The organism is Pseudomonas sp. TE36184, from assembly GCF_054060055.1.
The window spans coordinates 6618350-6644498 of sequence record NZ_JBSSCU010000001.1; the positions used below are offsets into that span (position 1 = coordinate 6618350).

Here is a 26149-nt window from a genome sequence, read left to right on the forward strand (position 1 = left end):
ATCGACTCAATATGTTTTTGATACCTAAATTGACATTGTTTCACTTGACTGATCATAACCTGATGATTTTATTGATTTAAATTGGCAATAAAATCTGCAGCAGCTGCTGCCGGACTGCACTTTCCCTCCGTTATGGCGCAGATGCTCCGTGCAAAATTCGGTCGCGTTGCCTTGCGGTGACGGCTGAAGTCTTGTGTTTCGGTAGAAAATCAATGACATGTATTTGATCGGTGTAATGTTTTGAATCGACTAATATTGAGTCGATTGTTGTGCGATTACGCTTATGAAAAATTTCATGGTAGGATTTCGCGCTTCAGTTGTTTCTGGTGTCGTTCCTATGTGGGTTCCTGAATACAGCGGCCATGGCCAGCCGGTTTACTTGATGATCGCCGACGCACTGGCGCGTGACATCGCTTCCGGGCACTTGGCCGCGGGCGAGCGCCTGCCCACCCTCAAGGAGCTGGCTGAGGCGTTGAAAGTGACGCCGGGCACCATAGGCCGCTCCTACGACGAGGCGGCCAAGCGCGGCCTGGTGATCGGGGAAGTGGGGCGAGGCACATTCGTGCTGCCGACCCGCGCTGTCTTGGCGCCGGTGGCCAGACTCGGCGTTGCCTCCAAGGTAGATACCGGGCAGATAGACCTGTCGATCATCAAGCCCTGCGACGCCGGCATGAGCGACTGGCTGCGAGGAGCAATCGAGGAGTTGGCGCAGGCGCCCGAGTTGGGATCGATCCTGGATTACGTCACCGACGGCGGCCATTCCGTGCATAAGGAGGCCGGCGCGTTGTGGGTGCAGCGCTGCCTGCCGGACGCCAACGCCCAACAGATCGTGTTGACCGCCGGTGCCCAGCACGGCTTGCTGGTGGCCATCGGCGGCCTGTCCAGCGTCGGCGATATGATTCTGTGTGAGGAATATTGCTATCCGGGGATCATCTCCCTGGCCCACAGCCTAGGCCGTCGCCTGCACGGGGTGCAGGTCGATGAGTACGGCCTGGTACCGGCGGCGCTGCGGGCCGCGTGCATCGAGCACCGGCCCACGCTGCTGGTGACGGTGGCCACGCACCAGAACCCCACCAACTCGATCATGCCCGAATCGCGTCGCCTGGAAATCGCCGAGATCGCCCGCGAGTTTGATCTGTACATCATCGATGATGATATCTACGGCTTTCTTGAGACACGCCCCGCGCACAAGCCGTTGTCGGCCTATGCCCCGGAGCGCTCGGTATACCTGACCAGCCTGTCCAAGAGCTTGTTACCGGCCCTGCGCATCGGTTACCTGTACGCGCCGCCGCAAACCCTATCGCGGCTGTCGTCCATGGTGCGCAGCAGTGTGTGGATGCCGTCGCCGTTGATGGCTCAATTGGCCAGCAACCTGATCACCAGTGGCCGTGGGGCGCAATTGGTGCGGGTGCAGCAGGAGGAAGCCGCGGAGCGCCAGCGCCTGGCGCGGCAGCTACTGGGCTCGTACGACATTCGCACCCAACCCAACAGCTTCCATGTGTGGCTCGAATTGCCCGAGCCCTGGACCAGCGACGAGTTCGCCAACCTCGCGCGCGCCAACGGCGTGATCGTGGTCAGTGGCAGCCAGTTCCTGGCCCAGCGCAGCGCCAGCACCCGTGGGGTACGCATCGCCCTGATGGGCCCTAGCCGTGCGGAGTTGGGGTTTGCGTTGACCAAGTTGGTCAGCCTGCTGGCTGCGCCAGAGCCGCGGTTGTTTTATTGATTGTTGTGGGGCGGTCGGTGGGAGGCCTGAAGGCGATTGTCTTGAGGTCTTTTGCGCTCTCAAGATTGAGCGCCGCTCGTGCGACGTTCCTCGGCTCACCTTCTCTGCCGCGAGAGTTGGCAAGCCGGATGTCAGCCTAGTCCTTTCATGATGCGACTCGCCCAAAACCTTGCGCAGCCTGTCACCCATTCGGCCTCGCGGTTTTTTAGGGTTCGAGTGATCTGGCTGCCCATCGTCGGATGGCTTTCTTTGCTGTTGGCGTTTTTTTTAGCCATATGGCGGAGGAGGGAGGGCATGATTCCGGCGAGCAAAACCCTACAAGCAACAGCATACGATCCGGCCAGGCCTTTACCGCTGCTGTTTGGTGAAGGCACGAAACTCAAGATCACCAGCGCATTTGAGCTTCATTCGATGATGGAGAAAGGATTTCCGTCGGAGTTGGTAATCGCCCCCGCTACGTGACCACCATGTGTTTTCGAAGGTGCTCGGGCTTTCGGATCGAACAGTGCAGCGGCGAACCTAAGCGGTGACAAATGAATGCCCTGCTATTATAATTTGATTATCATTGATCGATTTAGGCGACAGGCAATTCCATGGAAAACAAGACTGCACGACTGACTGTGCTCATTGATCCCGTCAAGAAAAAAGCCCTTGAGGAGCTTTGCGCGTCTCAGGACCTGACACCTTCTCAGGTCGTTCGTCAGCTGATTCGGGACTACCTCGAGACGCATGGCGTGTCCTACGCGACCAAAAGCAAAATTGCGGCCAATGCCAAGTAATTCATCCCTGTATGAGCGGGCACGACAAGTGCCTGCTCATCGCGCGTCATTCACTGTCTCCTACGTCTCGCCCTGACTCTCGTTGATCTGGGTATGACTGACCAGTGCGCCATTGAAGTCGGCATGATAATGCTGTGAACCGAGCACCTGAAGAATCCCGGCCCGGTCGAGCTTGCCAAGCACTTTCTCATTGGCTTCACACAGCTTTACGACAATGCCGCGCTTGTGCAGTTGCTCAATGACTTCGAGCAGCGTTTGCAAGCCCGTGATGTCCATGAACGGCACGCGCTTCAGGCGAATAATCAACGTTCTGGGATCGGTGTGCGTTTGCGCCAAAACACGTTCAAAGGTTTCTGCGGCGCCAAAGAACAGAGGCCCCTCGATGGTGTAGACCAAAACACCGGGAGGAAGATGTGCATGTCCATTTGTACGCAACTCTGCCTCCAGCTCATCTTCGACCATTAGCTGTACCTCGACAGAGGACGCCATGCGACGCATGAATTGCAGCATGGCAAGAATCACCCCAATGTTCACGGCGATCGTCAGGTCACTGAATACGGTCAGGCCGAAGGTGATTAGCAAGATGGCAACGTCGGCTTTGGGCGCGCGTTTGACCATGCGCTTGAAGTGCTTCAGTTCGCTCATGTTGTAAGCGACCACGAACAAGATCGCCGCCAATGCGCAAAGCGGGATATCCGAAGCCAGCGGCGCCAGAAAGAAGATCAGCAAAATCAACGTGAGGGAGTGGGCAATGCCCGCGATTGGGCTATTGCCGCCATTGCGGATGTTGGTGGCCGTTCGAGCGATCGCCCCTGTCGCAGCGAAGCCACCGAACAGAGGGGTGACCAGATTGGCGATGCCTTGTCCGATCAGTTCCTGATTGGAGTCATGTTTGGTGCCGGCCATCCCGTCGGCGACAATCGCCGACAACAGTGACTCGATAGCCCCAAGCATCGCGATTGCAAACGCAGGGCCAATCAACTCAATGACCTGGGGCAGCGTTATTGCTGGAAGGCCGATTTGGGGAAGGCCTTGAGGAATGCCCCCAAATGCACTGCCGATCGTGGCCACGCCGTCGAACTGAAAATAGGCATGTAATGCCGTGACCACGACCATCGCGATCAGCGGGCCGGGAACACGCTTTAAACCCGGCAGTTTAGGCGCAAGGATCACCAGTGCCAGGCTCAGCAGGGCTAACAGTGTCGTGGGTACATGAAGGTTGGGGAATGCCTGGATGAGGTGCCACAGCCGCTGGTGGAAGTGCTCGCCACTGATTTTCGGCAAGCCCAGAAAGTCTTTCCATTGCCCGACCCAAATGATCACCCCGATGCCGGCGGTGAATCCCACAATCACCGGGTCAGGGATGAACTTGATAAGTGCGCCAAGTTTGGTGATGCCGAGCAGCAATAAAATTGCCCCGGCCATCATTGTCGCGACCTGTAAGCCATCAACGCCGTACTTGGCTGTCACGCTGGCCAGAATGACGATGAATGCGCCTGTGGGGCCCGCAATCTGCAGCCGGCTTCCGCCGAACAGCGAAACCAGCAAACCACCCACAATGGCTGTGTAGATCCCCTGTTCCGGCTTGACGCCGGAGGCGATGGCAAATGCCATGGCCAAGGGCAGCGCCACGACGCCGACGATGATCCCTGAGACGATATTTCCAAGCCAATGCTCGCGCCCTAACAAGCCCGCTTTCCAAGCTTCTCGTATCGCAATCATGACTAGCCTCGTTCTGGTGGCATGTGCATACTATTCACACGTTATGATAATAGCAAAGCAATTGGCCTAGCCTCGGTACAACACCGGCGACGCTCTAGATTCAGTGCTCAGAGAGCTGAGCCCTATGCTCGGAGACCGCGCATGAAACGCGAAGATGTCAAAACCAAACACGGGGAAGGCATGCACTTCGACACGCATGTGATAGCCAACCCGGCCAACACGCACGAGTGGATCATTCTTTTCAAAAAGGATGCCGGGAGAAGCTATTTTCTGGTCAATGACAACGAGGAAGTGGAGTCATTTGGACGCCTCGATGATCTGATCCATGAGCTTCGCGAGCTGGGTATCAAATCTGCCGAAGTACATTTCTGACAGCCACCCTCAGAAAGGTTGAGCAGGTCAGTAAAGATTGAGTTCTGTTAAAGAAAGAATCGACGCCCCCCATCCTTTTCCGCGATCGCCTGACACGGATCAACGCTGATCCGGCCCCATGAGCCGCGTCGACGCCCTTACGCGATTGTCGAAGTGCGTAGGGCGGCTCCAAGACGCGATAAGCAAACCCCCGAGTCCTAGTGTGTCGTGCTTGGTGCATGGCGCGCCGGGCTTTCGAGCGCGCAAAAAAAAGGCCACGCAAGGTGGCCTAAACGGGTTCAAGCATAGGAGGGCTCTATTGGCCAAAAAATACAGGCCCGCCCTGAAGTCTTAGGGCCAATAGCGTTGGTCTGCTGGCTGACAAACCCCTTCGTCAGCAGCATTCAAGCCGGCAACTCGATCCTGGTCTGTGGCTCAGGACCTCGTTGCCTTGTATTATAATAGTGTTAACATAATATTGTAATCAACGTCTAATTAGGGGCTCGCATGACTACCGACTTCAAGAAGGCTGCACTGGATTACCATGAATTCCCGACCCCAGGAAAAATCGGCATTGCGCTGACCAAGCCTGCCGATACCGCCGCCCAACTCGCACTGGCGTACAGCCCTGGCGTGGCCGAGCCCGTTCGCGAAATCGCGAAGGACCCGGAGAACGTCTATCGCTTTACCGGAAAAGGCAATCTGGTGGCCGTGATCACAAACGGTACGGCCATTTTGGGCCTCGGCGATCTGGGCCCCTTGGCCAGTAAGCCGGTGATGGAAGGCAAAGCGTTGCTGTTCAAGCGTTTTGCCGGTATCGACTCGATCGATATCGAAGTCAATGCCGAGAGTTCCCAGGCTTTTATCGATACCGTCGTGCGTATCGCCGACACCTTTGGTGGGATCAATCTGGAAGACATCAAAGCCCCTGAGTGCTTTGAAATCGAGGACGCACTGATCGAACAGTGCAACATCCCGGTCTTCCATGACGACCAGCACGGCACCGCCATCGTCACCGCGGCCGGCATGCTCAATGCGCTGGAGATTCAGGGCAAAACGCTGGAGAACGCGAGAATCGTCTGCCTTGGCGCCGGTGCCGCAGCCACGGCGTGCATGCGCCTCCTGCTCAGCCTTGGCGCGCAAAAAAGCAATCTGTACATGGTTGATCGTACCGGGGTCATCCACTCGGCGCGCAAAGACCTCAACCAATACAAAGCACAATTCGTTAACGACGGTGGCCCGCGCACGTTGATGGAAGCCATGAACGGTGCCGATGTGTTCGTGGGGTTGTCTGGCGCCAATCTGCTTCCGGCTGAAGCGCTGGCGGCGATGGCTCCCAAGCCGATCGTGTTTGCCTGCTCGAACCCCGATCCTGAAATCAGCTACGAGTTGGCCATGGCCACGCGTGATGACTTGATCATGGCGACCGGTCGCTCCGACTACCCGAACCAGGTCAATAACGTTCTGGGCTTTCCGTTCATCTTCCGCGGCACCCTGGATGTTCGGGCAACCCGGATCAACGAAGCGATGAAAATTGCGGCAGTGGAAGCACTGCGCCAATTGGCCAAAGAGCCAACCCCTGTGGAAGTGCTGCGAGCGTTCAACGTCGACAAGCTTGAGTTTGGGCGCGATTACATTCTCCCCAAAGCGCTCGATGCTCGCCTGCTCGGGGCAATCGCCGGCGCAGTGGCCAAGGCCGCTATCGACACCGGTGTTGCGAAGCTGCATTACCCGGCGCACTACCCGCTGTAAGCGGAGGTCAATCAGGCTGATGTGCGGCAGTTGCACGACCTTTTGCACGGTTGGCAGCTGTCGCACTCGGCGGATATCCGGCCGCCGCAGCTCCTGAACATCGACAGCCCGCCATTTGCAAGATCATCCGTTCTTGAATGATCCGAGCCACAACCCGTCTTCCTTTTATGCCTGCCTAAAAGCGATCTCACCCTGTCACGCACAGGCGTTCTAAGACCTTGGTATCATCCGGAAAACGCTGCTTTCTACCACGTGGAATTAGCATTGTATGTTAATGTTATGCGCGTCATCGATGGAGCAAATGACTGCACGCTTGATCCGGGCGCTCACCTGTAACCGCCGCATCCATAGCGAGAGCTGACACCCGTTCAGGTCGCTCGTCAATTGATCCGCAATGACCTGCGCGGTCACGGCGCGGAGGATGAAACATAGCACTCTGCCGCGGTGAAAGCCGTCAGACAGTCAATGCCTATCAGCAGACTCGTGACACCAGTCTCAGTGACCCCATCAATACAGCAGGCTGACACAGCGCTGTTAAGGAAGAGACCATGAGCAAAACCATCGCAATCATCAAGGGTGACGGCATCGGCCCTGAGATCATGCAAGCGACGCTACGCGTACTCGATGCCCTTGACTGCAATCTTCAGTACGACTTCGTTGAGGCCGGCTTGGAGGCCTTGCAGCAGCATGGGCAGCTGATGCCGCCCGCGTCCATCGATACGATCGCCAAACACGGCGTCGCACTCAAAGGCCCTCTGACCACGCCGATTGGCCGCGGCTTCTCCTCGATCAACGTCCACCTTCGCCGCCACTTCGATCTCTACGCCAACGTCCGACCGGCGATCAGTTTCCCCGGCACTCGTTCGCGCTTCGAGGGTATCGATATCATCACGGTGCGTGAAAATACCGAAGGGGCGTACCTGCCAGAAGGGCAAAGTATTTCGGAAGACGGCGAAGTCGCTCTGGCAAGCATTCGCGTAACACGCACAGCCTCCGAACGCATCGTGCGCTACGCGTTCGAGCTGGCTCGTAGCAAAGGCCGCAAAAAAGTGACCGCGGTACACAAGGCCAACATCATCAAGTCGTGCTCCGGGCTGTTCCTTGACGTGGCGCGTGAGGTTGCCGAGGATTATCCGGAAATCGAATTCCACGAGATGATCGTCGACAATGCCTGTATGCAGTTGGTGATGAATCCCCATCAATTCGATGTCATCGTCACCACCAACCTGTTTGGCGACATCCTTTCAGACCTGTGCGCAGGCCTGGTCGGTGGGTTGGGCTTGGCGCCGGGGTCCAACATCGGTGCCGATGCAGCCATCTTCGAAGCGGTCCACGGTTCGGCACCGGACATCGCCGGCAAGAACATCGCGAACCCGTGTGCATTGTTATTGGCCGCCGCAGACATGCTTGATTACCTGGGCATGGTGGACAAGGGCACGCGCATTCGTACCGCTATCCGCGTTGTTCTGGAAAACTCCCGTGACCAAGTGACACCCGATATGGGCGGGGCCGGTACCACTGAGTCCTTCGCCGATGCCTTGGTGGCCTACTTGCGTGCCTGAGTAGAGCGTCAGGAAACGCGCGCCAGCTCACTGCGAGCTGGCGACTTTCTACGTGTGCTCCACGCGGACCTGCCCGTAGGGCCGCTGGCTGGAAAACCTTCCGATACTCGAGTCCTCCAGCAGTCTTTTGTTGCCGTAACGTTGGCGTTAATAGACGTTAATCCAACATCATTATTTGCTGCGATCGCACTTGTAGATGCGCGAGGTGCCAAGGAAACAATTCAGAAATGAATTTCAGCTACCTTGATACCGATTTCGCGCAGCTCATGAATCAAATCATCAAGGTACCGAAAAGGTTCGATTTCTTCGTTGTCATTGACTAGGAAGAAGCTTCTTCCGGCATCCTTTTTAAAGAAGACGATCCACTCCTGGGTGTTGGCCGGGTTGGCAATCAAATGGGTATCAAACTGAATGCCTTCAGCGTATTTGGTTTTTACGTCTTCACGTTTCATACGGGTCTCCAAGCGCTCACGTAGTGCTGCTTTCATGCATGTCTCTGCCTCCTGGCAATCAATCAAAAGACCTCGTCCGGGCCTGAGGCCAGGGCGACGTCGATTGCCTTTCTATTATCACTGCATGATAATATTATGCACATATGATCCAGTGGAGGATAGTCGTGTGCAGAGCTGTCGAAGCGCCTGAGCCACGCGGGTCCGCCCGATGCCCTGGCGTTCAAGGCACACCGCCATGCGGCTGGCTTTGCTTTTGATTCAATGCATAAGGTTTCTGAATTTTAAGGACGACAGTCATCATGCGCAAAACAGCAATTGAGAAACGCCTTGCGCTGAATGCTCCGCCCCTGGAGCCAGGGCAACGACTGTTGGTTGGCCTTGAGCAATGTGTCGTCGTTCGGCAGCGAGAAACAGGGATCCATCAAGTTGTATTCGACTGCAAAGCCCCCAAGACTGCTCGGGTTTTTTGGGCGGAATATGAGTGGATGTTCATCGGCCGGATTAAGCGGCACGCTGAGCAAGATCCTTCATTGGAACGCTTTGTCTCGGTGCTGAGAGCAGGGTCTGAAGACTGACAGGCAGTCACGGCTCTGATCGACAGTACGCTTGGCTGAGCGCAGCCAGGTCGTGCCAGATAGAGAAAAGCCTGCAGCCATGCAGGCTTTTTTGCTGGTGTCGTTCCAGTCATCCAGGCGCACGGTGTGAGCAAGCCGAGCGATACTTCAATCCAGCAAGCGCTTCAACCCGGCGACGCCAACCGGCGGCTCCACTGTCCACGGCACTACGATGACAGCATGGTTGGTTTCTTCGGCCACTCTCGCCATTTGTTTGCGCTCGCTATCCAGGCGCGCTTGTAGCAGCGGGTCTGTCGTATCGGTGGCCAGCAACGACTTATTGACCACCCAGGCAAACGGTTCGATGTCGGCCCTGCGCAAGTCATCCTGCAGCGCCGCCGCCTGCGACACCGGGGTGGCTTCGGGCAGCGTGACGAGGATGATCTTGGTGTAGTCCGCATCTTGCAGGCGCATCAACGGCGTGACGATGTGGTCCGAGGCTTTGCCTTTGAATTCGCGAACCATCTGGCGGTGATAGGCGCCTGTGGCGTCCATCAGGAGCAGGGAGTGACCTGTGGGGGCCGTGTCGAGTACCACGAATGCACTTCTGGCTTGCGCAACCACACGGGAAAATGCGTGGAACACCGCGACCTCTTCGGTACACGGGGATTGCAGATCCTCGATGAGCAAGGCGGTTTCGTCTTCCGTCAGGCTTGGCGCGCGGGAGGCGACGATCTTGTCCACGTATTTTTGGGTCTCGACCTTAGGGTCGATGCGGCCGACGCTGAGTCCCTGCACGTCGGCATTGAGGGTTACCGCCAGATGCGCTGCAGGATCTGTCGTACTCAGGTGTACGGACTTGCCATGCTGTACCAGTCCCAGGGCGATGGCGGCGGCAATGGTGGTTTTGCCCACACCGCCTTTGCCCATGACCATGATCAGGCCGCGCTGGTCGTGGGCTAACTCGGCGATCAATTCCGCGAGTGCGTGATATTCCAGGCGCGACGGTACTGGGTTTGCAATGCTGGCTGGGACAGCAAGCTCGGGTGTCAGCAGTGCGCGAAGCGCGGGCAAGCCAACCGAATCCACGGCCTTGAGTGGGATGTAGTCGGCTGAAAGCTGACGCAGTGATGCGGGCATCTCGTCGAGCGCCTGCTGGCCCATAGCTTCGATCGCGGCGGCGATCGGGTCATTCAAGTCGCTGCGTTTAAATACAGCATTGACCACCAGGCGCTGGTGGTTCAAGCCCAGTTCACGGAGTTCGTCGCTGGAGCGTGCAGCCTCGCTGAGGGCGCCTTTATCAGGGCGCGTCACCAGAACAACGGTAGTCAGGGCTGGATCATTGAGCGCCACCAATGCCTGATTGAACAACTGCTCCTGCATTTTCAAGCCCGAGTGCGGCCCCAGGCATGATGCGCCACGATCGTTGCCTTTTAGAAAGCCGCTCCACGCTTTTGGCAGGCTCAACAATCTGAGCGTGTGCCCCGTGGGCGCGGTATCGAACACGATGTGGTCATACGCCGCGCTGCCCTGCGACAGCAGGTGGGAGAACTCGTCGAAGGTTGCGATTTCGGTCGTGCATGCCCCGGAGAGTTGCTCACGCACCAAGGCGATGTCTTCATCGCGGGCCTGGTCGCCCATTTGCTCGATCACCCGGGCCCGATAGTCAATTGCTGCGGTCCCTGGGTCGATATTGAGCACGAACATTCCAGGCACGTGCGGCACCGCGACAGGCTGATTGCTCAGCTCGACGCCGAGCATCTCGTCAAGGTTCGAGGCAGCGTCCGTGCTGACCAGCAGTACCTTCTTGCCGGCCTCGGCCAGTGCGAGTGATACCGCGGTTGAGACCGACGTTTTGCCGACACCGCCCTTGCCGGTGAAGAACATATATCGGGTGGGTTGATCGAGCAATTTGAGGGTGGGCTGCATGGCACGCTGACTCCCTTGCGGAGCATGACTGGGTTTTGCAGTTTAGACCGATGTTCAGAATCGCCAATGGGGTCATATCAATCAAACGGTAATTTTTACCGTCCTGATAGAGGAGTGTTCTGTCGGAAGAGGGCAGTAATCCATAACCCAAGTGAACAGCCTGTTTGGCTGGTTTTTGCCCTGCGGATCACATCGTCGAGCGTGCTGCAATTCAAATAATTGGAAAACAGAGAAAAGCCCCACAGCACACGCCGATTTTTCGACGTAGGTATTTCTTTAAAAAGCCTTGATCATCGACGCCGCTCTCTCACAACAAGAGGGCAAATCTGAAAAGCAAAGACGAGCTGGCTGACAGTCATCCGCCTGTGGAGTTGTTTGCTCTAGAAAAAGGTTGGCATTGAGACTTGCTCCCCAGTAGTTAGTTGAATGCCTGCATAACTTGACGTGATAAGGAATAGTCGTGTGAATAAAAAAATAATCGTATGCACATTGTTGGCGTGCTCTGCATTTTCGGCGCTCAGCCATGCGGCGGACGGCACTATTAACTTCACCGGTACGATCACCGATGCCGCGTGTACTGTTACACCCGGTACTGCCAATCAGACGGTGACAATGGGGACGGTCAGTTCAACGGCATTGGCCAATGTCGGCGATACCGCGGCCCCGACCCGGTTCGATATCGTCCTGACTAACTGCCCGGCCACGGCCACCAGCGCGGTCGTAAAGTTTGATGGCCCGACCGACGGGAATAACAGCAGTTTGATTGCCCTGACGAGTGGGGCTGGAACCGCCGAGGGTGTGGCGATCGGTGTGTATGAGGGGGATGCCGCTACGTTGATTCCCGTGGGCTCCCCGTCCGTCAGCAAGCCTCTTTCTCCGGTAGTCGACACCACCTTCAACTTCTTCGCCAAATATGTGGCAACCGCTCCAGTGGTGGCCGGTTCCGGCAACGCCGTCAGTGATTTCACAGTTATTTATAACTGATCACTAAGACAGGCCGGGCACGCTGCTCGGCCTTCTCAACAAGTGGGTTTGCTCACGTGCAGGCTTGAGCAAAGCGTCGGTAGGAGATACGTCGATGGGGTGGCTGAAATACATGTTAACCGCCGGCCTGCTGGTCGGTACGGTGCATACGGCTATTGCGGGTGTGGTGGTGGGGGGCACGCGGGTGGTGTACGACGGCTCAAGGAAAGAAGCCTCGATTTCGGTGAAAAACACCGAGAAGACCAAGCCGTATCTGATTCAGTCATGGGTCGATGACGGGGCGCAGACTGCACTTGGCAAGGCGCCGTTTATCATGACGCCGCCGCTGTTTCGGCTGGATGCCGAGCAGGAGAATGTACTGCGCATCATTCGCACCGGAGGGGATTTTCCGCAGGACAGAGAGTCGGTGTTCTGGGTGAATATCAAGTCGATTCCCGCCTCGGAAAAAACCGAAGAAAACCAACTGCTGATTTCTGTGAAGAGTCGGATAAAACTCTTCTATCGCCCGCCGGGAATGCCAGGAGAGTCGCTGAATGCTTATAAGGCACTGGTCTTTACGCGGGTAGGTAAAGCGTTGCAGGTCAACAACCCTACGGCGTATCACGTGTCTTTTTTTCGCGTGAGCGTGGGTGACCAGGTTATTAACGATGCCGGTATGGTTGCTCCCAAAAGTACATTGGCCTGGCCGATGCCGGATGGTGCAAGTGGAGCCGTCAGTTGGCAAGCCATCAATGATTATGGCGGTATTACGCCGCAGGCCAGTGCGCCACTCTAATTCATAAGGGCTGTTAGTTTTAACGGCTACCTGTTTCGTTAATGCGTTGGATCAACCGCCCTTTGGTGTTGGGGTGGCGGGCACTGTGTTGCCCGGATTGCGGGGCTTCTTATATGAACGCTATAAATAATGGAATGCTACGCCTGAAACTAAAGGTGCTGGCCGCGCATGCACTCAAATGCATGATAGGCATTACGCTGTGTTCATCCAATGCGCTGGCGCGCGAGTATTTCAATGCCAGTGCCTTGGAGATCGACAATGCAGAACAAACGTGGGTCGACCTCGACGCATTCTCCAATCAGGGCGGGCAGTTGCCTGGAAGTTATTCAGTGGACCTCTACTTGAACGACCGACGAATAGCCAGTCGTGATATTAACTTCGTTGCGCTGGACGGTCTGTTGCAACCTGAACTTACCCCACGACAATTACAGGAGATGGGCGTCAAGTTGCAGGCGTTTCCTGCGTTGCGCGAACTGCCCCAGGAAACCCCCATCAGCAACCTGCAGGCATACATTCCAGATGCGGGCAGCGTGTTCAACTTTCATCAGCGACGTCTGGACATCAGCATTCCCCAAGCGGCACTGACCCGTGAAGCACGCGGGCAGATTGATCCTGAACAGTGGGACCAAGGCCTGCCGGCCGCGCTGCTCAATTACAGTTTCAGCGGCGCGAACACTCGGCGCGAAGGGCGTTCCGGCAGCGATGACAATTACTACCTGAACCTGCGCAGCGGGTTGAACCTGGGCGCCTGGCGGCTACGTAACTACTCGACTTACACCCAAGGTGACAGCCGAGCCCAATGGGCCAGCCTCAATACGTACCTTCAGCGTGATGTGCATTCGTTGAAGAGCCAGTTGGTCGTGGGGGACAGCTTCACGCCGGGGGAGTTGTTCAACAGCGTGCAGTATCAGGGCATTCAATTGGCCTCGGACGACAACATGTACCCCGACAGCCTGCGTGGGTTCGCCCCGGTGGTGAGAGGCATCGCCCGCAGCAACGCCCAGGTGACGGTGCGCCAGAACGGCTACATCATCTATCAGACTTATGTGCCCGCCGGCGCATTCGAAATCACGGATTTGTACCCCACGTCTTCCAGCGGCGATATGGAAGTCACCATCACCGAGGCTGATGGCAGCGTGCGCAGCTCGATTCAGCCTTTTTCGGCGGTGCCGGTGATGGTCCGGGAAGGGCGCTTCAAGTATTCGCTGGTCGCGGGCGAATACCGTTCGACGGCGAGCAAGAGCAGCACCCCCGCATTTGCCCAGGGTACGCTGATTTACGGGTTGCCCGGTGACACCACCGTGTACGCGGGTGTCCTTGCCTCGGCGAAGTATTCGGCGACGTCCTTGGGCGTCGGCCACGGGTTTGGCGAATGGGGCTCGCTTTCCATGGATGTGAGCCAGGCCCGCACCGAGTTGCGCCAGGGTTCCCGGCACGATGGCCAGTCGGTACGCTTTCAATATGCGAAGGATATCGCGGCCACCAACACCACGTTCACCCTGGCCGGTTACCGTTATTCCACCAGCGGTTATTACGATTTCCAGGAAGCCAATGAGATCGACCCCGGCAACTTCAATGACTGGCGACGCCTGTATAACCGGCGCAGCCGTGCGCAACTCAATATCAATCAGTCCCTGGGCGAATACGGCAACTTTTATATCAATGGTTATCAGCAGGACTTCTGGCGACAAACCGGTTACGAACGGAGCCTGAGTGCCGGTTATAACCTGAGCCGGGGCGGCGTGACCTACGGTTTGAGTTATGCCTACACGCAGACCCCCGCGTATAACGGGCGCAAGCGCAATGACCAGCAACTGGCATTCAATATCCAGTTGCCGTTGGGGAGTGCTCTGCGTAATAGCTGGGTGAATTACAACCTGAATACCGATGCACAGGGAAAGACCGCCCACGAACTGGGGCTCAGTGGCGCGACGCTGCCGGACGATAATCTGATCTACAGCGTCAGCCAGGGTTATGCCAGCCCAGGGCAAGGCAACAGCGGCAATGCTCACGCGACGTATAAAGGCTCTTACGCGGAAACCAAGCTCGGTTACAACTACGAGCGACACTCCCGACAACTCAACTATGGCGCACAGGGTGGCGTCGTTGCGCACCCGTTCGGCATTACTTTCTCCCAACCCCAGGGTGAAACCATGGCGCTGGTGCGCGCGCCTGGCGCTGCCGGGGTCAAAGTGCAAAACAACACCGGGGTCAATACCGATTGGCGCGGTTATGCGCTGGTTCCTCATGTCAGCACCTATCGTCGCAACCGCATTGCGTTGAGCACCGAAACACTGGCCGATGACATCGACATCGAGGCCAATACCCAATCGGTCATCCCGACCCGTGGCGCCTTGGTGCTCGCGGATTTCCAGACCCGCGTCGGCAGCCGGGTACTGATGGCCCTCACATATCAGGGAAAACCCGTCACGTTCGGCGCCAGCGCAACGCTGGTGCAAGAGTCGACGACGTTTGCCAGCAGCGGCATTGTCGGCCTGGAAGGGGAGGTTTATCTAAGCGGCATGCCGGAACAGGGTGAAGTGAAGGTTCAGTGGGGTGAGCAAGCGGACCAACAATGCACGGCAGCTTTTGTTTTACCGATATCCATTGAAGGGTCGCAGCCGTTTTCAATCATCAGGACGTTATCGGTGTCATGCAATTAATCGAGGGCTTTTTATGCTGGGTGTACAACGGACGCTGATTAGGTTGTTCTGTTTTGGCAGTGCGGCATGGGTTTTAACGGTGTTATCGAATAACGCATTGGCATCGTGCCGTTTTTACAATGGCGTGTCGTCGGCGTTGACGCGAACGGTAAATTTTGGAACGTTGATTGTCCAGCGTGATACTCCCATCGGCACGGTTTTGGCAACCGCCAATACCGGCGCCTACAATGGTGGCCGGTATTTTTACGGCTGCAGTGTGAATTATGTGCATCGCTTTGCAATGGAACAGTTCAGAGTCATCAGTGCATATGGGAATAACGTATACAACACCAATATAGCGGGTGTGGGGATTCGTGTATTATTCTTCGGCGGCGCTATGCCTTACGATGTCAACTTTAACGGGCCCAGCACTGTTGCGCTGCCTGAACCCGGAATTACCGTGCAGTTGGTAAAAACCACTTCGGGGGCAGTTGGGGCCGGTGTTCTGACGAATGGAAGACTCGCCTCAGGCAGTATCGTTAATTATTTTTATGCTGCTTACGCCAGCCTGTCCGGCAGCAATACCATCATTCCCGTCGCTTGTTCGGTCTCCAATACGTCCATCCCTGTGCCCATGGGCAATGTGCCGCGAAGCCAGTTCACCGGCCCGGGAAGCGCGGGAGATGAAATCAACTTTTCCATCCCGCTCGATTGCGATGCCAATACACGGGTCAAAGTTGCCCTGGATGGCAACGCCCACAGCTCCGGGATTGCTGGGGTGCTGGCACTGAATGCGTCTCCTACCGCCGCAACCGGAGTTGGCGTAAGGCTCTACTACAACAATGCCCCCGTCACGCTTAGAACGCCGATTGCCGCGGGCACTACGGTCAGCGACGGCCCCTATGCAATCCCGTTGGTGGCACGTTACTACCAGACCGATGCCAACGTTACCGCCGGCCAGGCCAACAGCACCGCGACGTTTACCATGACCTACAACTGACCAAACCCGAAGGTCGGACGTAGCGCTGCGGGGTGTGGGAATTCTCTGCTGTAATGCCGGGGCTAGAGCAGGCGCAGCCCTGCGGCACTAACCTGGTTTTTCACGGTCAACAGCCCCCGCACCATCGTTGATGGTTGTCGGTTTATCCTCAGCCAAAAGATCTAGAACATGTACCTACGCAACATTGCAGTCGGGCTGTCGGCCCTTGTTTTACTCTCGACCGCGGCCCATGCCCGCAGTCTGCCTGACCTCTACACGGCCACCGAACAACGTGCCTCCTTTGATGGCTGTGCCGATCTTTTCCCCGCCGCCAAACCCATCAACACTGCCACCGTGCCCGCCAGCATGCGGCCCCTGGCCCTGTGTTCGGACAATTTTGCGGTGCTCTATTCGCAGACCAGCAAGACGCCGCTGGTGGTGGTCGAGCGCCTGAACGCCGAGCAATTGCAGGATGCCAAAGGCGAGGAGCGCACCAACCTGTTCTACCCCGACCCGCGCATCCCCAAGGATGGCCGTGCAGAGTTGAGTGACTACCACAGCCAGCATCCGGCCGTCGACCGTGGCCACCAGTCGCCGGCCGCCGACGCACCGAACGCCCATGCCATGGCGCAGTCGTTTGCACTGTCGAACATGGTGCCGCAAGACCCTACCAACAACCGTAAGATCTGGAGCAAGGTCGAGGCGGATGTGCGCAAGTTCGCCAAGCGCGCTGGCGGTGATGTGTTTGTGTTCACCGGTCCGTTGTTTGACCCCGGCTATGGCACCATCGGCGACAACCAGGTCTGGGTGCCGACGCGCCTGTTCAAGCTGGTGTACGACGCTTCGTCGAAACGCGCCTGGGCTTACGTGCTGCCCAACGCGCAGACGCGCATCCAGCGGCCAATGGACTATGACGCGTTCGTGAAGAGTACCGGGCTGAAGTTGCTCGGTAATCTTCCGGTCTCCGGGTCAGTAGGGCGCACGTAAGAGGGGGAGTCACCCCAGCGTCGCGCTACGCCACATCGAGCGTGCGAAACTCGACGGTGAGGTGACTCACTTCATGCACCGGTTTGAGGCGCTCGCGAATGCTGTCGGCATCCGCTGTGGAGCGGCCGACAACGCTCACGATTGCCGCATGCACACCGGGCCCTACCTGCCAGACGTGCAAGTCGGTAATCGTCGCGTCGCCCGGTTGTTCCACCAGCTCCCGGATCTCCGCAGCAACATGCTCATGGGTCTGATCGAGTAGTACGCCGGCAGTCACGCCCATCAAGCTCCAGGCCCAGCGTGCGATCACGATGGCGCCGACGATACCCATCAACGGGTCGAGCCAGACCCAACCCAGGTACCGCCCCGCGAGCAGCGCAGCGATTGCCAGCACCGAGGTCAGTGCATCGGCGAGCACATGCACATAGGCGGATCTCAGGTTGTTATCGTGGCCATGGTGGCCGTGGGCATGTTCGTGTTCGTGGTCATGCCCGTGGCTATGACCGTGGCCGAGCAACAGCGCACTGACGATATTGACCACCAGCCCCACCACGGCAATCAACGTCGCGGTGCCGAACTGCACGTCGGTCGGTTGCAACAGGCGCATGACCGACTCGATGCCAATGCCCAGGGACACCAGCGCCAGGATCAGCGCCGAGGCAAAGCCGCCCAGATCACCGACCTTGCCGGTGCCGAAGCTGAAACGCGGGCTCGACGCATGGCGTCGGGCATAGGCGTAGGCCGCGGCGGCGATGCCCAACGCACCCGCGTGGGTGGCCATATGAAAACCGTCGGCCAGCAGGGCCATCGAACCGGTGAGGGCGCCGGCGGCGATTTCCGCGACCATCATCACCACCGTCAACATCACCACCCATAAGGTGCGCTTGGCGTTTTCTTCGTGGGCCGAGCCGAGGAAGACATGCTCGTGGGTATGATCAAGGCTCATTTGGAGTACCGCCGAATGGCTTCAAGCAACTCTTCGACGCCCTGGTTGCGTTCTTCCTCGCTGAGGGATGGGTCCGCCACATGCGCCCGGGCATGTTCTTCGATGATTTCTTCCATCAAGCCGTTGATGGCGCCGCGTGTGGCGGCGACCAGGTGCAGGGTCTTGGCGCAATCGCTGTCCGATTCCAACGCTCTTTCCACCGCTTGAATCTGACCGGCAATGCGCTTGACGCGCTTGATCAGACTGTCTTTATTGGCCGCTATATGGCTCAAAATATACCCCCCCTACCTATGAGGCGCGGAGCATGGCATACCCCGCCCCCCTATGCAATCTTCCGCCGAGAGACAGACCCTCTCGGTTTATACTCGACGGTCTGGTCATCAACCCCCTTCAAATGAATTGAGATACTTCATGAGCACCTCTCTTTCCACAACCTCTGCGCGCAAGCCTGTCGCGCCCCTGGTGGCCTTTGTGCTCCTGGTGCTGGGCGCCGTGTTCCTGCACAACCTTGTCGGCATGCGCCAGGTGCTGTTGCTGGTCGTCGGCGCGGCGCTGGGCTTGACCCTGTACCACGCCGCCTTCGGTTTCACCTCGGCCTGGCGCGTGTTTATCAATGACCGGCGCGGCGCCGGTTTGCGTGCGCAAATGGTGATGCTGGCGATAGCGGTATTGCTGTTCTTCCCGGCGCTGGGGGCGGGCACGTTGTTCGGCCAGCCGGTGGTCGGGCTGGTAGCGCCGGCCGGGGTATCGGTGGTGTTCGGTGCGTTCATTTTCGGCATCGGCATGCAGCTGGGCGGCGGCTGTGCGTCGGGCACTCTGTTCACCGTGGGCGGCGGTAATGCGCGCATGTTGGTGACGCTGTTCTTCTTTATCTGTGGTTCGTTGATCGCCACGCACCATGTGGGCTGGTGGTTTGCACTGCCGGCGTTCCCGGCGACGTCGATCGTCAAAAGTGTCGGCGTCATGCCGGCGCTGCTTCTGAACCTGGCGGTGTTCGGCCTTATCGCAGCCGTCAGCGTGCGCCTGGAAAAGGCCCGTCATGGTCAACTGGAAGCCGGCGTGACCAGCGAGCATCAAGGCTTGCGCCGTTTCCTGCGTGGCCCCTGGCCCTTGGTGTGGGGCGCGATTGGCCTGGCCCTGCTCAATTACGCAACCCTGGCCCTGGCCGGGCGGCCGTGGGGCATCACCTCGGCGTTCGCGCTGTGGGGCGCCAAGGTGGCGAGTGGCCTGGGTGTGGAGGTGGGCAGTTGGGCGTTCTGGCAAATGCCGGGCAACGCCAAGGCCCTGGCCGCGCCGGTGTGGGAAGACATCACCAGCGTGATGGACATTGGCATCGTCCTCGGTGCGCTCCTGGCCGCCGGCCTGGCCGGGCGTTTCGCCCCCAACCTGAACATTCCTGCGCGCTCGCTGATGGCGGCGGTGATCGGTGGCCTGCTGCTCGGTTACGGCTCGCGCCTGGCCTACGGTTGCAACATCGGCGCGTACTTCAGCGGCATCGCCTCCGGCAGCCTGCATGGCTGGGTGTGGCTGGTGGCGGCGTTCATCGGCAACAGCGTCGGCGTGCGGTTGCGCCCGTTCTTCTTTGCCGGCGAGCGGCCGCAGGTGGCGTTGAGCGGGTGCTGAGAATGCCCGCACACATGCTGCCCCGATGCGCTTTGTCTTGAGCCGCCCTTTGTTTTAATTGTGGGGTGTCGGCTGCAGAAACTGTGTGATCAGCGCAACGACCTGCTGCTGGATCACCTGCCGTGGCCGCGCGCCGTCGCCGTCCCGGCAGATCACGCCATCGCCTGGCGAATCTTCCTCAATCAACGCCACCGCGCCGGGCTTGCAGCTCGACATAAAGCTGAAGTGGGTGGCGTCGCTGATCGCTACGTAGCGCGTCGAGGCTGTTGGCAGGCGCCTGGCCAAGTCGGCGGACTCCAACTCGGCGGGCATATCCTCCGAGGGCACCGCTCCCGCGATCACCAGCGTCGGCACTGACAATGCGGCCAGACTGGCGTCGGTCATGCCGCGTGACAGGCCCAGGTCCAATGACACCACGGCGCTGACGCGCTTGTCGCGCAGGTCCGCGGCCAGTTGGGCCTTTGCGGCTGGCGTGTTGGCGGGGTTGATCTGGTGGTAGACGATGCAACCGCCCAACTTCGGGTGTGCGTCGCAGTCCTGGGCGAAAAGGTCGGGGTCGAACCGCGCCCCGGCGAGTTCCATCACGGTCCAGCCACCGAGGGAATGGCCCGCCGCAGCGATCCGGTTTTTGGCGACCGCGCCAAATTGCTTCGGCTGCGCCAGCACCGCATCGATGGCCCGGCTCACGTCTTTGGGCCGTTGCCATAACTGCGCGGCGGCTTGCGGGCTGCGATCCCTGGTGGTGGTGCCCGGGTGATTGACCGCTGCGACGATGTAACCCCGGTGCGCCAATGCACTGGCCAGCCACGCCTGATTGCCCCAATTACCGCCGTAACCGTGGGAGAGCACAACCAGCGGATGCTCGCCGCTCGCCGGCGGCGCGTTGGGCACCGCGAGGGCGCCGATAAAAGCCACGCTGTCGGCGATCGGTTCGGCGGTTGCGGTGGTGGTGGCGGGGTACCAGACGACCATCTCCAGCGGACGCTCATGGTGAGCATCGGCCAGCGTAGCGGTTTGGAAGCCGATGGCGTTGTCGACCGCGAGCGCGGGCGTGGTCAGGCAGATCAGGAGCAGAGCGGTGAGGGCGGTTTTCACGGTTTCTATCGTCCTTGATGTGAGCGCCGCATCATAGCCTGAAAGGCTGCCCAGCCAGATACTCGCGAGCAGCCCAACACGCGCGACCTCTGGCTGAACACGCTGTTCCCGCTACTCGAACATCCGACATCGACCCCTTGGGGGCCTACGCATGCGTAAGCCCAGTCAGCGTATCCGCAATCGTCTTGGTCCGTTGCGCGGTCCCCTCGGTGGCGCGGCTTGACGCCTCCAGCGCATCGAGCATTTCGCGCAAGGCGCCGACGCCGCTGGACTGGTCTTCAATCTGCTGGGCAACACGCTGGATTTCGCCGGACAGCAGGTCGATATCCACACCGATTTCCGCCGCATTCTTGCGGGTGATTTCCGCCAGCTTGCGCACCTCATCCGCCACTACCGCAAAACCGCGGCCCAGGTCGCCTGCGCGCGCGGCTTCGATGGCGGCGTTGAGCGCCAGCAGGTTGGTCTGGCCGGCGATTTGCTGAATCACCTGCACAATCGACTGGATACGCAAACTCGAACCGGCCAGGGTCCGCGCGCCGACCACGGCATCATCCGCCTGGCTGGACAAGCCCTCGACCGTCGCCCCGGCCTTTGCAGACACACTGTTCTGCTGGTCGATGGTGCCCACCAGTTCGTCCATCGAGGCGTGCAATTCGCCGGAGTAATGCTTGATCTGCGAGGCGATTTCCGCCTGTTGACGTTCGGCCTGGGCCAGCACTTGGCCGAGGTCTGCCAGGCCCTCGAACACCGGCAGGATATTGCTGTCCAGCCCGCGGGTATTCAGGGCGCCGCTGAAGTCATTGTTTTTGAACGCGGCAATCTGCTTGACCACCACATGGTTTAATCCGGCCAGCTTATTTACCTGGCGGCGTAGGAAGAAGGCTTTGAACTCGCCGTAGTGCGCAATGAAGTTGTCCAGGTATTCGTCGCTGTAGCTGGCGCCCTTGGCCACTCGAAAGAAGAAAATCGCGGTCAGGGTCTGGTTCAGGTTCAGGCCAAGGATTTCACCGAAGGTCGACAGCCCCGCCAGCGGCACATCGCCAAACGTCCCGGCCATGCTGCCCAATTCGCTTGGGTTGTTCAGCCTGCGCAAAATGCAGTCATTGAGAATGCCCGCCACCGGCTGGCCGCCCTTGCCGCGCAGGAACTGCGCGTAGTCCGTGCGGGTGGCCTCACGCAACGGCGTGCGCCGCACCATCACCAGCTCCTCGCCGGGGGCCACGTCGCAATACAGCTGGACGATCTGCTGTTCATAGTCGATCCGTGCGATGGAGCGCACGAACAATTCATTGCCCACGCGGATGGCGAACGAGAAATCCGCCAACTTCGCTTCCAGCGCCTGGGGCGTGCAACTGAATGCGTCACACAGCGCCTGCACCATGCTCTTGATATTGCCCGCGCTGTCGATCACCTGGTCAATCGTGCGGTCCTCTTCGGAGGCGGTCAGCACGCTGAAGGTCAAGTCAGCCGGTTTGAAATTCTGGCTTTTAAATACGCCAAAACGCACATTCGCGGCGGTTTTCAGGAACACGATCTGTGCGTGGTTCTGATAACTGCGCTGGCCGTCATGGATCAGGGTTTTCTGGAAATCCAACTTACCCCCGGCCGAACCGCCGACAAACAGGCAGGGGAAGCGCCCCGACTCATACAGCGCCTCCATGAAAAACGACTCCGACGCGGACAGCCCATCGAACACCACGTAGGCCAGGGTGTCGCGATGGTCGATCGGCGTGTGTGCCTGTACCCGCTTGATATTGCTCGTCAGCTTGGCAATCCGCTCCTTCATCCCCATGCGCTTGCCGCCGCTGCGGATGTCCTCACACTCCAGCGGCACCATCACCACCTCGGCCGAGGCGATCAGACTGTCGTCGAACAACTGCAGGACAATCCGGTCCCAGCGCTCGCCGGTGGTGCAATACAGCGAATTCGCCGCGTTGCACAACTCGCCAGCGGTGGTACACAGGCTGATGCTGGTGTGGGGAAAGCGACGCTTGAGCTTGGCGGCAATCTGGTCGATGTCCAGGTGCGGAGAGATGAAACCGGTGATCAGCACGGGCGCGATGCGCAGGTTGGCCAATGAGTACTCCAGTTCATTGGCGGTGCAGGTGAGGGTGGCGGTGCCTTGTCGATCGGCCCGGGCTTTTTTTAGAAGGTTGAGTGGGTTCATGGCGGCGGGCTCGATCCAGTGAGGGGCGCATGCGTTGGGCTTGCGGTTAATCAAGTTATCGGCCGATATGGCGGGGGCTGGAGCAGTAACAGAGGGGGTGCGACAAAGTGAACAGGACAATTTATTGCCGCCATTTAACTGGCGAATAAGTGTGCCCCCTTTATCGCGGATCAGTGTAGGCGTTGACTGACAACTTCACCGGTCTTGACACCTTCCAGCCAGATTTCCCATTGATTGAGGCCAATATACTTTGCGCGCGCAATTGTCTTTTGGTCGCGGGCGCCATTGAACTCAAGGTCGGCAAACATAAAGTGTCGAAGCCGCTGGTATTCCAACTGGATCTACGGTTGCGCGGTCCACACGGCCAGTTCATAGCCGTCGGGATCAATGAAGTGGAACCTGCTTCCACCGGGGAACGCAAAAATTTCGCGGGAGATCACTGCGCCCAGAGCCTTGAGCCGCTGTTGCGCGTCTGCCAGATTGTCCGAATACAAGATGATTAAAGGGCCGCCCGGTCGAACCGGCTCCCCGGTGGTGAAACCACCGGTCAGCCGGCCATCGCTGAATTCGGTATAGGTCGGGCCGTAGTCGACGAACGTCCAGCCGAAGGCGTTGCCGTAGAAGGCTTTGCTGCGGGCAATGTCGCTGACATTGAATTCAATATTGTCGATCTGTCGATCTTGACCACGAACGCTCATGGTTGCCTCCTTGGCGAATGTCCAAAGCGGCGATTGTAACGGTTCGAGCGTTGAAATGTCGCTGGGAACAAGGCGCTAAGCCTTACCATACGCCATGTACTCGTTCTGCAACACGATGTGATCCGCCACGTACTTCGCATCATGCCAAACCCCATAGATAAACGACGACGCCCGGTTCACCAGGTTTGGCAGGCCCAGGAAATAGATCCCGCTCTGCGCCGAAATCCCGCGTTTGTGGAACGGTTCGCCGTTCTCGTCGAACGCATCCACCTTCAACCAACTGAAGTCGAACTTGAAGCCGGTGGCCCATAGAATCGTGGTCACGCCGGCTTCGGCCAGGTCCAGGCTGAGGGTCGGGTTCAGCAGGCACTGCGGGTCGGGCAGCAGTTCCCAGGCTTGCGGTTCTTCGGGGAACGGCAAGCCGTTTGCCTCGATGTACGCATCGGCGTCGCGCAGTACGTCGAAGTACGCCCGATCGCCCTGCGCCACGTTGGCGGCCAGGCCTGGGGCGAAGGTCATGACGCCAGCGTTCCACTGTTCGGTGACGCCCACCAGGTTGATCCCTTGATGCGCGAGGCGGCGGAAGTCGACGGTCTTGCCGCCTTCGTAGCCGCTGACGGCAAAGGCCACGTGTTTTTTCTTCGGCTGGATTTTGACTTCGTCCCACAGGCCCAGGGCGCCGAGCCACCAGCAGTAGTCGCGGCCGCGGTAGGCGCGGGGAGGGCGGTAGTGTTCGCCGACCGAGAGGTACACCGTTTTGCCGGCCTTTTGCAGTTCTTCGGCGATTTGCGCGCCGGAGGCCCCGGCGCCGACCACCAGCACGGCGCCTTCGGGCAGTTGGCCGGGGTTCTTGTAGGCGCAGGAATGCAACTGATGCAGCGGCGCGGTGGCGGGGACGATGTCCGGGATCGAGGGGCGTTGGAACGGGCCGGTGGCGGCCACCACGTTAGCGGCCTCGATCACGCCCGCCGAGGTGGTCACCTTGAAGCCGGGGCGCCCGACATGGCGCTCCACTTGCTGTACTTCGACGCCGGTACGCACCGGGGCGTTGAGCATTTCGACATAGGCTTGGAAGTAGTCGGCCATGCGCTCCTTGGGCGGGAAGGCTTCGGGGGAGATGCCGTCGAATTTCAGGCCGGGGAAGCGGTCGTGCCAGGCCGGGCCGTTGGCGACCAGCGAGTCCCAGCGCTCCGAACGCCAGCGCTCGGCGATGCGGCTGCGCTCCAGCACGATATGCGGCACGCCCATCAGGGACAGGTGTTCGCTCATGGCGACGCCGGCCTGGCCAGCGCCGACTACCAGGGTGTTGATGGTTTCTACTGACATAGGAAAGGCCTGAATAGTAAGAAGTCTGTCTGAAAAGAACGGGCGCGGTCGCGGTGGACCGCCAATGTGGACGCGTGGGTGATACCGTTCACTGCGGCGGCTCTGTGAGCAGTTCGGCCACCGCCGTGAGTGCCAGTTGGTAACCCAGCGCGCCCAACCCGGCGACCACGCCGGTGGCGGCTTTGGACACGTAGGAGTGATGCCGGAAGCTTTCGCGCTTCCAGATATTGCTCATGTGCGCTTCGATGATCGGGCCGTCGAACGCCAGCAGCGCATCGAGGATCGGCACCGAGCTGTAGCTCAGCCCGGCGGCGTTGATCACGATGGCGTCGGCGTTCAGGCGGGCCTCTTGAATCCAGTCCACCAGCACGCCTTCATGGTTGCTCTGGCGAAAGTCCAGGGTCAGGCCCAACTCCGCGGCGTGGCCCTGGCAACGCGCTTCGATGCTGGCGAAGCTGGCACTGCCGTAGGTGCCGTCCTTGCCCAGCCCATAGAGGTTGGCGTTGGGGCCATTGAGGAAGTACACGGTGTGGGGCATGAGGTTCTCCGGCTTATTCGGCGAGGTGCAGCACGAGGTGGGCGTCGGCCGCCTTCATACGCTCCAGTCGTCCGGCACCACGGCGATCACATCGATCTCCATCAACCACTCCGGTTGACCGAGGCCGGAAATCACCAGCCCGGTGGAAATCGGGAACACGCCCTTGAGCCATTTGCCGACCTCCTGGTACACCGGCTCGCGGTAGCGCGGGTCGATCAGATAGGTGGTGGTCTTGACGATATGGGACAGGTCGGAACCCGCCTCCTCAAGCAGTTGCTTGACGTTTTTCATTGCCTGTTCGGCCTGGGCACGCGGGTCGCCGAGGCCGACCAGGTTGCCGTCGAAATCGGTGCCGATCTGGCCGCGCACATAGATGGTGTTACCAGCGCGCACGGCCTGGCACAGGTCGTTGTCCAGCGCCTGGTTGGGATAGGTCTGTTTGGTATTGAACATGCGGATACGGGTATGGGTGGGCATGGCGAGCGACTCGTCGGCAGCGGGATGCAATCAGCTTCACATCGCCGGTCGCCGGACGAAACCAGCATTTGTGCGGGGTAGTGCTTAG

At 59.0% G+C, this 26149-nt stretch carries 24 protein-coding genes; 13 read left to right on the forward strand and 11 right to left on the reverse strand.

The genetic code is table 11. The features are described 5' to 3' along the window. Positions 1 to 337 precede the first annotated feature (337 nt). The 3 genes from ACVWZP_RS30065 (at position 338) to ACVWZP_RS30075 (ending at position 2502) form a co-directional block, all read left to right on the forward strand. Positions 338 to 1723: an aminotransferase-like domain-containing protein gene (locus ACVWZP_RS30065; RefSeq protein ID WP_128192368.1), complete on the forward strand. Its 1386-nt coding sequence runs from the start codon at positions 338 to 340 to the stop codon at positions 1721 to 1723. A gap of 147 nt (positions 1724 to 1870) precedes the next feature. Further along, a complete protein-coding gene (locus ACVWZP_RS30070; protein ID WP_057005948.1) occupies positions 1871 to 2185 on the forward strand; it encodes a hypothetical protein in 315 nt (104 codons plus the stop codon). Between the two features lie 131 nt (positions 2186 to 2316). Then, complete coding sequence (locus tag ACVWZP_RS30075) at positions 2317 to 2502, forward strand: ribbon-helix-helix protein, CopG family (RefSeq protein WP_017845887.1); 186 nt, start codon at positions 2317 to 2319, stop codon at positions 2500 to 2502. Positions 2503 to 2562: 60 nt separating this feature from the next. Here the strand turns inward: ACVWZP_RS30075 and ACVWZP_RS30080 are convergent, their stop codons facing one another. Then, positions 2563 to 4224, reverse strand: coding sequence for a SulP family inorganic anion transporter (locus tag ACVWZP_RS30080; RefSeq protein WP_026139891.1), 1662 nt, complete (start codon positions 4222 to 4224; stop codon positions 2563 to 2565). A 141-nt stretch (positions 4225 to 4365) separates the two neighbouring features. Between ACVWZP_RS30080 and ACVWZP_RS30085 the strand changes: the two genes are divergently transcribed. The 3 genes from ACVWZP_RS30085 (at position 4366) to ACVWZP_RS30095 (ending at position 7889) form a co-directional block, all read left to right on the forward strand. Next, the gene (locus ACVWZP_RS30085) at positions 4366 to 4596 is read left to right on the forward strand and encodes a hypothetical protein (RefSeq protein ID WP_017845889.1); all 231 of its coding nucleotides are present in this window, start codon (positions 4366 to 4368) and stop codon (positions 4594 to 4596) included. 486 nt (positions 4597 to 5082) lie between these two features. Further along, positions 5083 to 6327: a malic enzyme-like NAD(P)-binding protein gene (locus tag ACVWZP_RS30090; protein ID WP_046382600.1), complete on the forward strand. Its 1245-nt coding sequence runs from the start codon at positions 5083 to 5085 to the stop codon at positions 6325 to 6327. A 548-nt stretch (positions 6328 to 6875) separates the two neighbouring features. After that, positions 6876 to 7889, forward strand: coding sequence for an isocitrate dehydrogenase (locus tag ACVWZP_RS30095; protein ID WP_079444408.1), 1014 nt, complete (start codon positions 6876 to 6878; stop codon positions 7887 to 7889). A gap of 221 nt (positions 7890 to 8110) precedes the next feature. Here the strand turns inward: ACVWZP_RS30095 and ACVWZP_RS30100 are convergent, their stop codons facing one another. After that, positions 8111 to 8341 carry a hypothetical protein gene (locus ACVWZP_RS30100; protein ID WP_017845892.1) on the reverse strand — a complete coding sequence of 77 codons (231 nt, stop codon included), beginning with the start codon at positions 8339 to 8341 and terminating at the stop codon, positions 8111 to 8113. Between the two features lie 299 nt (positions 8342 to 8640). On the opposite strand from ACVWZP_RS30100, the gene ACVWZP_RS30105 reads away from it, so the two are divergent. Further along, the gene (locus ACVWZP_RS30105; RefSeq protein ID WP_046382602.1) at positions 8641 to 8916 is read left to right on the forward strand and encodes a hypothetical protein; all 276 of its coding nucleotides are present in this window, start codon (positions 8641 to 8643) and stop codon (positions 8914 to 8916) included. A 147-nt stretch (positions 8917 to 9063) separates the two neighbouring features. Here ACVWZP_RS30105 and arsA read toward each other — a convergent pair whose 3' ends face one another. After that, the gene (arsA, locus tag ACVWZP_RS30110) at positions 9064 to 10824 is read right to left on the reverse strand and encodes an arsenical pump-driving ATPase (protein WP_457370374.1); all 1761 of its coding nucleotides are present in this window, start codon (positions 10822 to 10824) and stop codon (positions 9064 to 9066) included. Between the two features lie 462 nt (positions 10825 to 11286). On the opposite strand from arsA, the gene ACVWZP_RS30115 reads away from it, so the two are divergent. The 5 genes from ACVWZP_RS30115 to ACVWZP_RS30135 all read left to right on the forward strand — a co-directional run bounded on the left by ACVWZP_RS30115 (position 11287) and on the right by ACVWZP_RS30135 (position 17191). Next, positions 11287 to 11808: a fimbrial protein gene (locus tag ACVWZP_RS30115; protein ID WP_301556449.1), complete on the forward strand. Its 522-nt coding sequence runs from the start codon at positions 11287 to 11289 to the stop codon at positions 11806 to 11808. Positions 11809 to 11902: 94 nt separating this feature from the next. Further along, on the forward strand, positions 11903 to 12583 hold the full coding sequence (locus ACVWZP_RS30120) for a fimbrial biogenesis chaperone (protein WP_457370375.1): 681 nt from the start codon (positions 11903 to 11905) through the stop codon (positions 12581 to 12583). Between the two features lie 182 nt (positions 12584 to 12765). Next, positions 12766 to 15246, forward strand: a complete 2481-nt coding sequence (locus ACVWZP_RS30125; protein ID WP_457370376.1) for a fimbria/pilus outer membrane usher protein — start codon at positions 12766 to 12768, stop codon at positions 15244 to 15246. Between the two features lie 13 nt (positions 15247 to 15259). Further along, positions 15260 to 16225, forward strand: coding sequence for a fimbrial protein (locus tag ACVWZP_RS30130; RefSeq protein WP_052735766.1), 966 nt, complete (start codon positions 15260 to 15262; stop codon positions 16223 to 16225). Between the two features lie 168 nt (positions 16226 to 16393). After that, positions 16394 to 17191, forward strand: coding sequence for a DNA/RNA non-specific endonuclease (locus ACVWZP_RS30135; protein WP_046382606.1), 798 nt, complete (start codon positions 16394 to 16396; stop codon positions 17189 to 17191). A gap of 25 nt (positions 17192 to 17216) precedes the next feature. Here the strand turns inward: ACVWZP_RS30135 and dmeF are convergent, their stop codons facing one another. Beyond that, complete coding sequence (dmeF, locus tag ACVWZP_RS30140) at positions 17217 to 18137, reverse strand: CDF family Co(II)/Ni(II) efflux transporter DmeF (RefSeq protein ID WP_017849381.1); 921 nt, start codon at positions 18135 to 18137, stop codon at positions 17217 to 17219. Continuing rightward, the gene (locus ACVWZP_RS30145; RefSeq protein ID WP_017849380.1) at positions 18134 to 18409 is read right to left on the reverse strand and encodes a metal/formaldehyde-sensitive transcriptional repressor; all 276 of its coding nucleotides are present in this window, start codon (positions 18407 to 18409) and stop codon (positions 18134 to 18136) included. The genes dmeF and ACVWZP_RS30145 overlap by 4 nt, the downstream gene beginning before the upstream one ends. Positions 18410 to 18548: 139 nt before the next feature. On the opposite strand from ACVWZP_RS30145, the gene ACVWZP_RS30150 reads away from it, so the two are divergent. Further along, on the forward strand, positions 18549 to 19760 hold the full coding sequence (locus ACVWZP_RS30150; protein ID WP_046486823.1) for a YeeE/YedE family protein: 1212 nt from the start codon (positions 18549 to 18551) through the stop codon (positions 19758 to 19760). A gap of 54 nt (positions 19761 to 19814) precedes the next feature. Here ACVWZP_RS30150 and ACVWZP_RS30155 read toward each other — a convergent pair whose 3' ends face one another. From ACVWZP_RS30155 to ACVWZP_RS30180, 6 genes are all read right to left on the reverse strand, one after another. Next, entirely contained in the window at positions 19815 to 20855 is a 1041-nt protein-coding gene (locus ACVWZP_RS30155) for an alpha/beta hydrolase family protein (RefSeq protein ID WP_457370377.1), read from the reverse strand. A 145-nt stretch (positions 20856 to 21000) separates the two neighbouring features. Then, positions 21001 to 23022 (reverse strand): FIST N-terminal domain-containing protein, encoded by a 2022-nt coding sequence (locus tag ACVWZP_RS30160; RefSeq protein WP_372812797.1) that lies wholly within the window; start codon positions 23020 to 23022, stop codon positions 21001 to 21003. Between the two features lie 341 nt (positions 23023 to 23363). After that, positions 23364 to 23720 (reverse strand): VOC family protein, encoded by a 357-nt coding sequence (locus ACVWZP_RS30165; protein ID WP_177029995.1) that lies wholly within the window; start codon positions 23718 to 23720, stop codon positions 23364 to 23366. 75 nt (positions 23721 to 23795) lie between these two features. Beyond that, the gene (locus tag ACVWZP_RS30170; RefSeq protein ID WP_046382610.1) at positions 23796 to 25046 is read right to left on the reverse strand and encodes a flavin-containing monooxygenase; all 1251 of its coding nucleotides are present in this window, start codon (positions 25044 to 25046) and stop codon (positions 23796 to 23798) included. Between the two features lie 88 nt (positions 25047 to 25134). Beyond that, a complete protein-coding gene (locus ACVWZP_RS30175) occupies positions 25135 to 25584 on the reverse strand; it encodes a type II 3-dehydroquinate dehydratase (protein ID WP_169865565.1) in 450 nt (149 codons plus the stop codon). 54 nt (positions 25585 to 25638) lie between these two features. Continuing rightward, a complete protein-coding gene (locus ACVWZP_RS30180; RefSeq protein WP_017849372.1) occupies positions 25639 to 26061 on the reverse strand; it encodes a RidA family protein in 423 nt (140 codons plus the stop codon). Positions 26062 to 26149 lie beyond the last annotated feature (88 nt).

Bases quoted from the DNA above. Each gene is read 5' to 3' on its own strand.
- ACVWZP_RS30065 (WP_128192368.1), top strand. From the start codon at position 338: ATGTGGGTTCCTGAATACAGCGGCCATGGCCAGCCGGTTTACTTGATG.
- ACVWZP_RS30070 (WP_057005948.1), top strand. From the start codon at position 1,871: ATGATGCGACTCGCCCAAAACCTTGCGCAGCCTGTCACCCATTCGGCC.
- ACVWZP_RS30075 (WP_017845887.1), top strand. From the start codon at position 2,317: ATGGAAAACAAGACTGCACGACTGACTGTGCTCATTGATCCCGTCAAG.
- ACVWZP_RS30080 (WP_026139891.1), bottom strand. From the start codon at position 4,224: ATGATTGCGATACGAGAAGCTTGGAAAGCGGGCTTGTTAGGGCGCGAG.
- ACVWZP_RS30085 (WP_017845889.1), top strand. From the start codon at position 4,366: ATGAAACGCGAAGATGTCAAAACCAAACACGGGGAAGGCATGCACTTC.
- ACVWZP_RS30090 (WP_046382600.1), top strand. From the start codon at position 5,083: ATGACTACCGACTTCAAGAAGGCTGCACTGGATTACCATGAATTCCCG.
- ACVWZP_RS30095 (WP_079444408.1), top strand. From the start codon at position 6,876: ATGAGCAAAACCATCGCAATCATCAAGGGTGACGGCATCGGCCCTGAG.
- ACVWZP_RS30100 (WP_017845892.1), bottom strand. From the start codon at position 8,341: ATGAAACGTGAAGACGTAAAAACCAAATACGCTGAAGGCATTCAGTTT.
- ACVWZP_RS30105 (WP_046382602.1), top strand. From the start codon at position 8,641: ATGCGCAAAACAGCAATTGAGAAACGCCTTGCGCTGAATGCTCCGCCC.
- arsA (WP_457370374.1), bottom strand. From the start codon at position 10,824: ATGCAGCCCACCCTCAAATTGCTCGATCAACCCACCCGATATATGTTC.
- ACVWZP_RS30120 (WP_457370375.1), top strand. From the start codon at position 11,903: ATGGGGTGGCTGAAATACATGTTAACCGCCGGCCTGCTGGTCGGTACG.
- ACVWZP_RS30125 (WP_457370376.1), top strand. From the start codon at position 12,766: ATGATAGGCATTACGCTGTGTTCATCCAATGCGCTGGCGCGCGAGTAT.
- ACVWZP_RS30130 (WP_052735766.1), top strand. From the start codon at position 15,260: ATGCTGGGTGTACAACGGACGCTGATTAGGTTGTTCTGTTTTGGCAGT.
- ACVWZP_RS30135 (WP_046382606.1), top strand. From the start codon at position 16,394: ATGTACCTACGCAACATTGCAGTCGGGCTGTCGGCCCTTGTTTTACTC.
- dmeF (WP_017849381.1), bottom strand. From the start codon at position 18,137: ATGAGCCTTGATCATACCCACGAGCATGTCTTCCTCGGCTCGGCCCAC.
- ACVWZP_RS30150 (WP_046486823.1), top strand. From the start codon at position 18,549: ATGAGCACCTCTCTTTCCACAACCTCTGCGCGCAAGCCTGTCGCGCCC.
- ACVWZP_RS30160 (WP_372812797.1), bottom strand. From the start codon at position 23,022: ATGAACCCACTCAACCTTCTAAAAAAAGCCCGGGCCGATCGACAAGGC.
- ACVWZP_RS30165 (WP_177029995.1), bottom strand. From the start codon at position 23,720: ATGAGCGTTCGTGGTCAAGATCGACAGATCGACAATATTGAATTCAAT.
- ACVWZP_RS30170 (WP_046382610.1), bottom strand. From the start codon at position 25,046: ATGTCAGTAGAAACCATCAACACCCTGGTAGTCGGCGCTGGCCAGGCC.
- ACVWZP_RS30175 (WP_169865565.1), bottom strand. From the start codon at position 25,584: ATGCCCCACACCGTGTACTTCCTCAATGGCCCCAACGCCAACCTCTAT.
- ACVWZP_RS30180 (WP_017849372.1), bottom strand. From the start codon at position 26,061: ATGCCCACCCATACCCGTATCCGCATGTTCAATACCAAACAGACCTAT.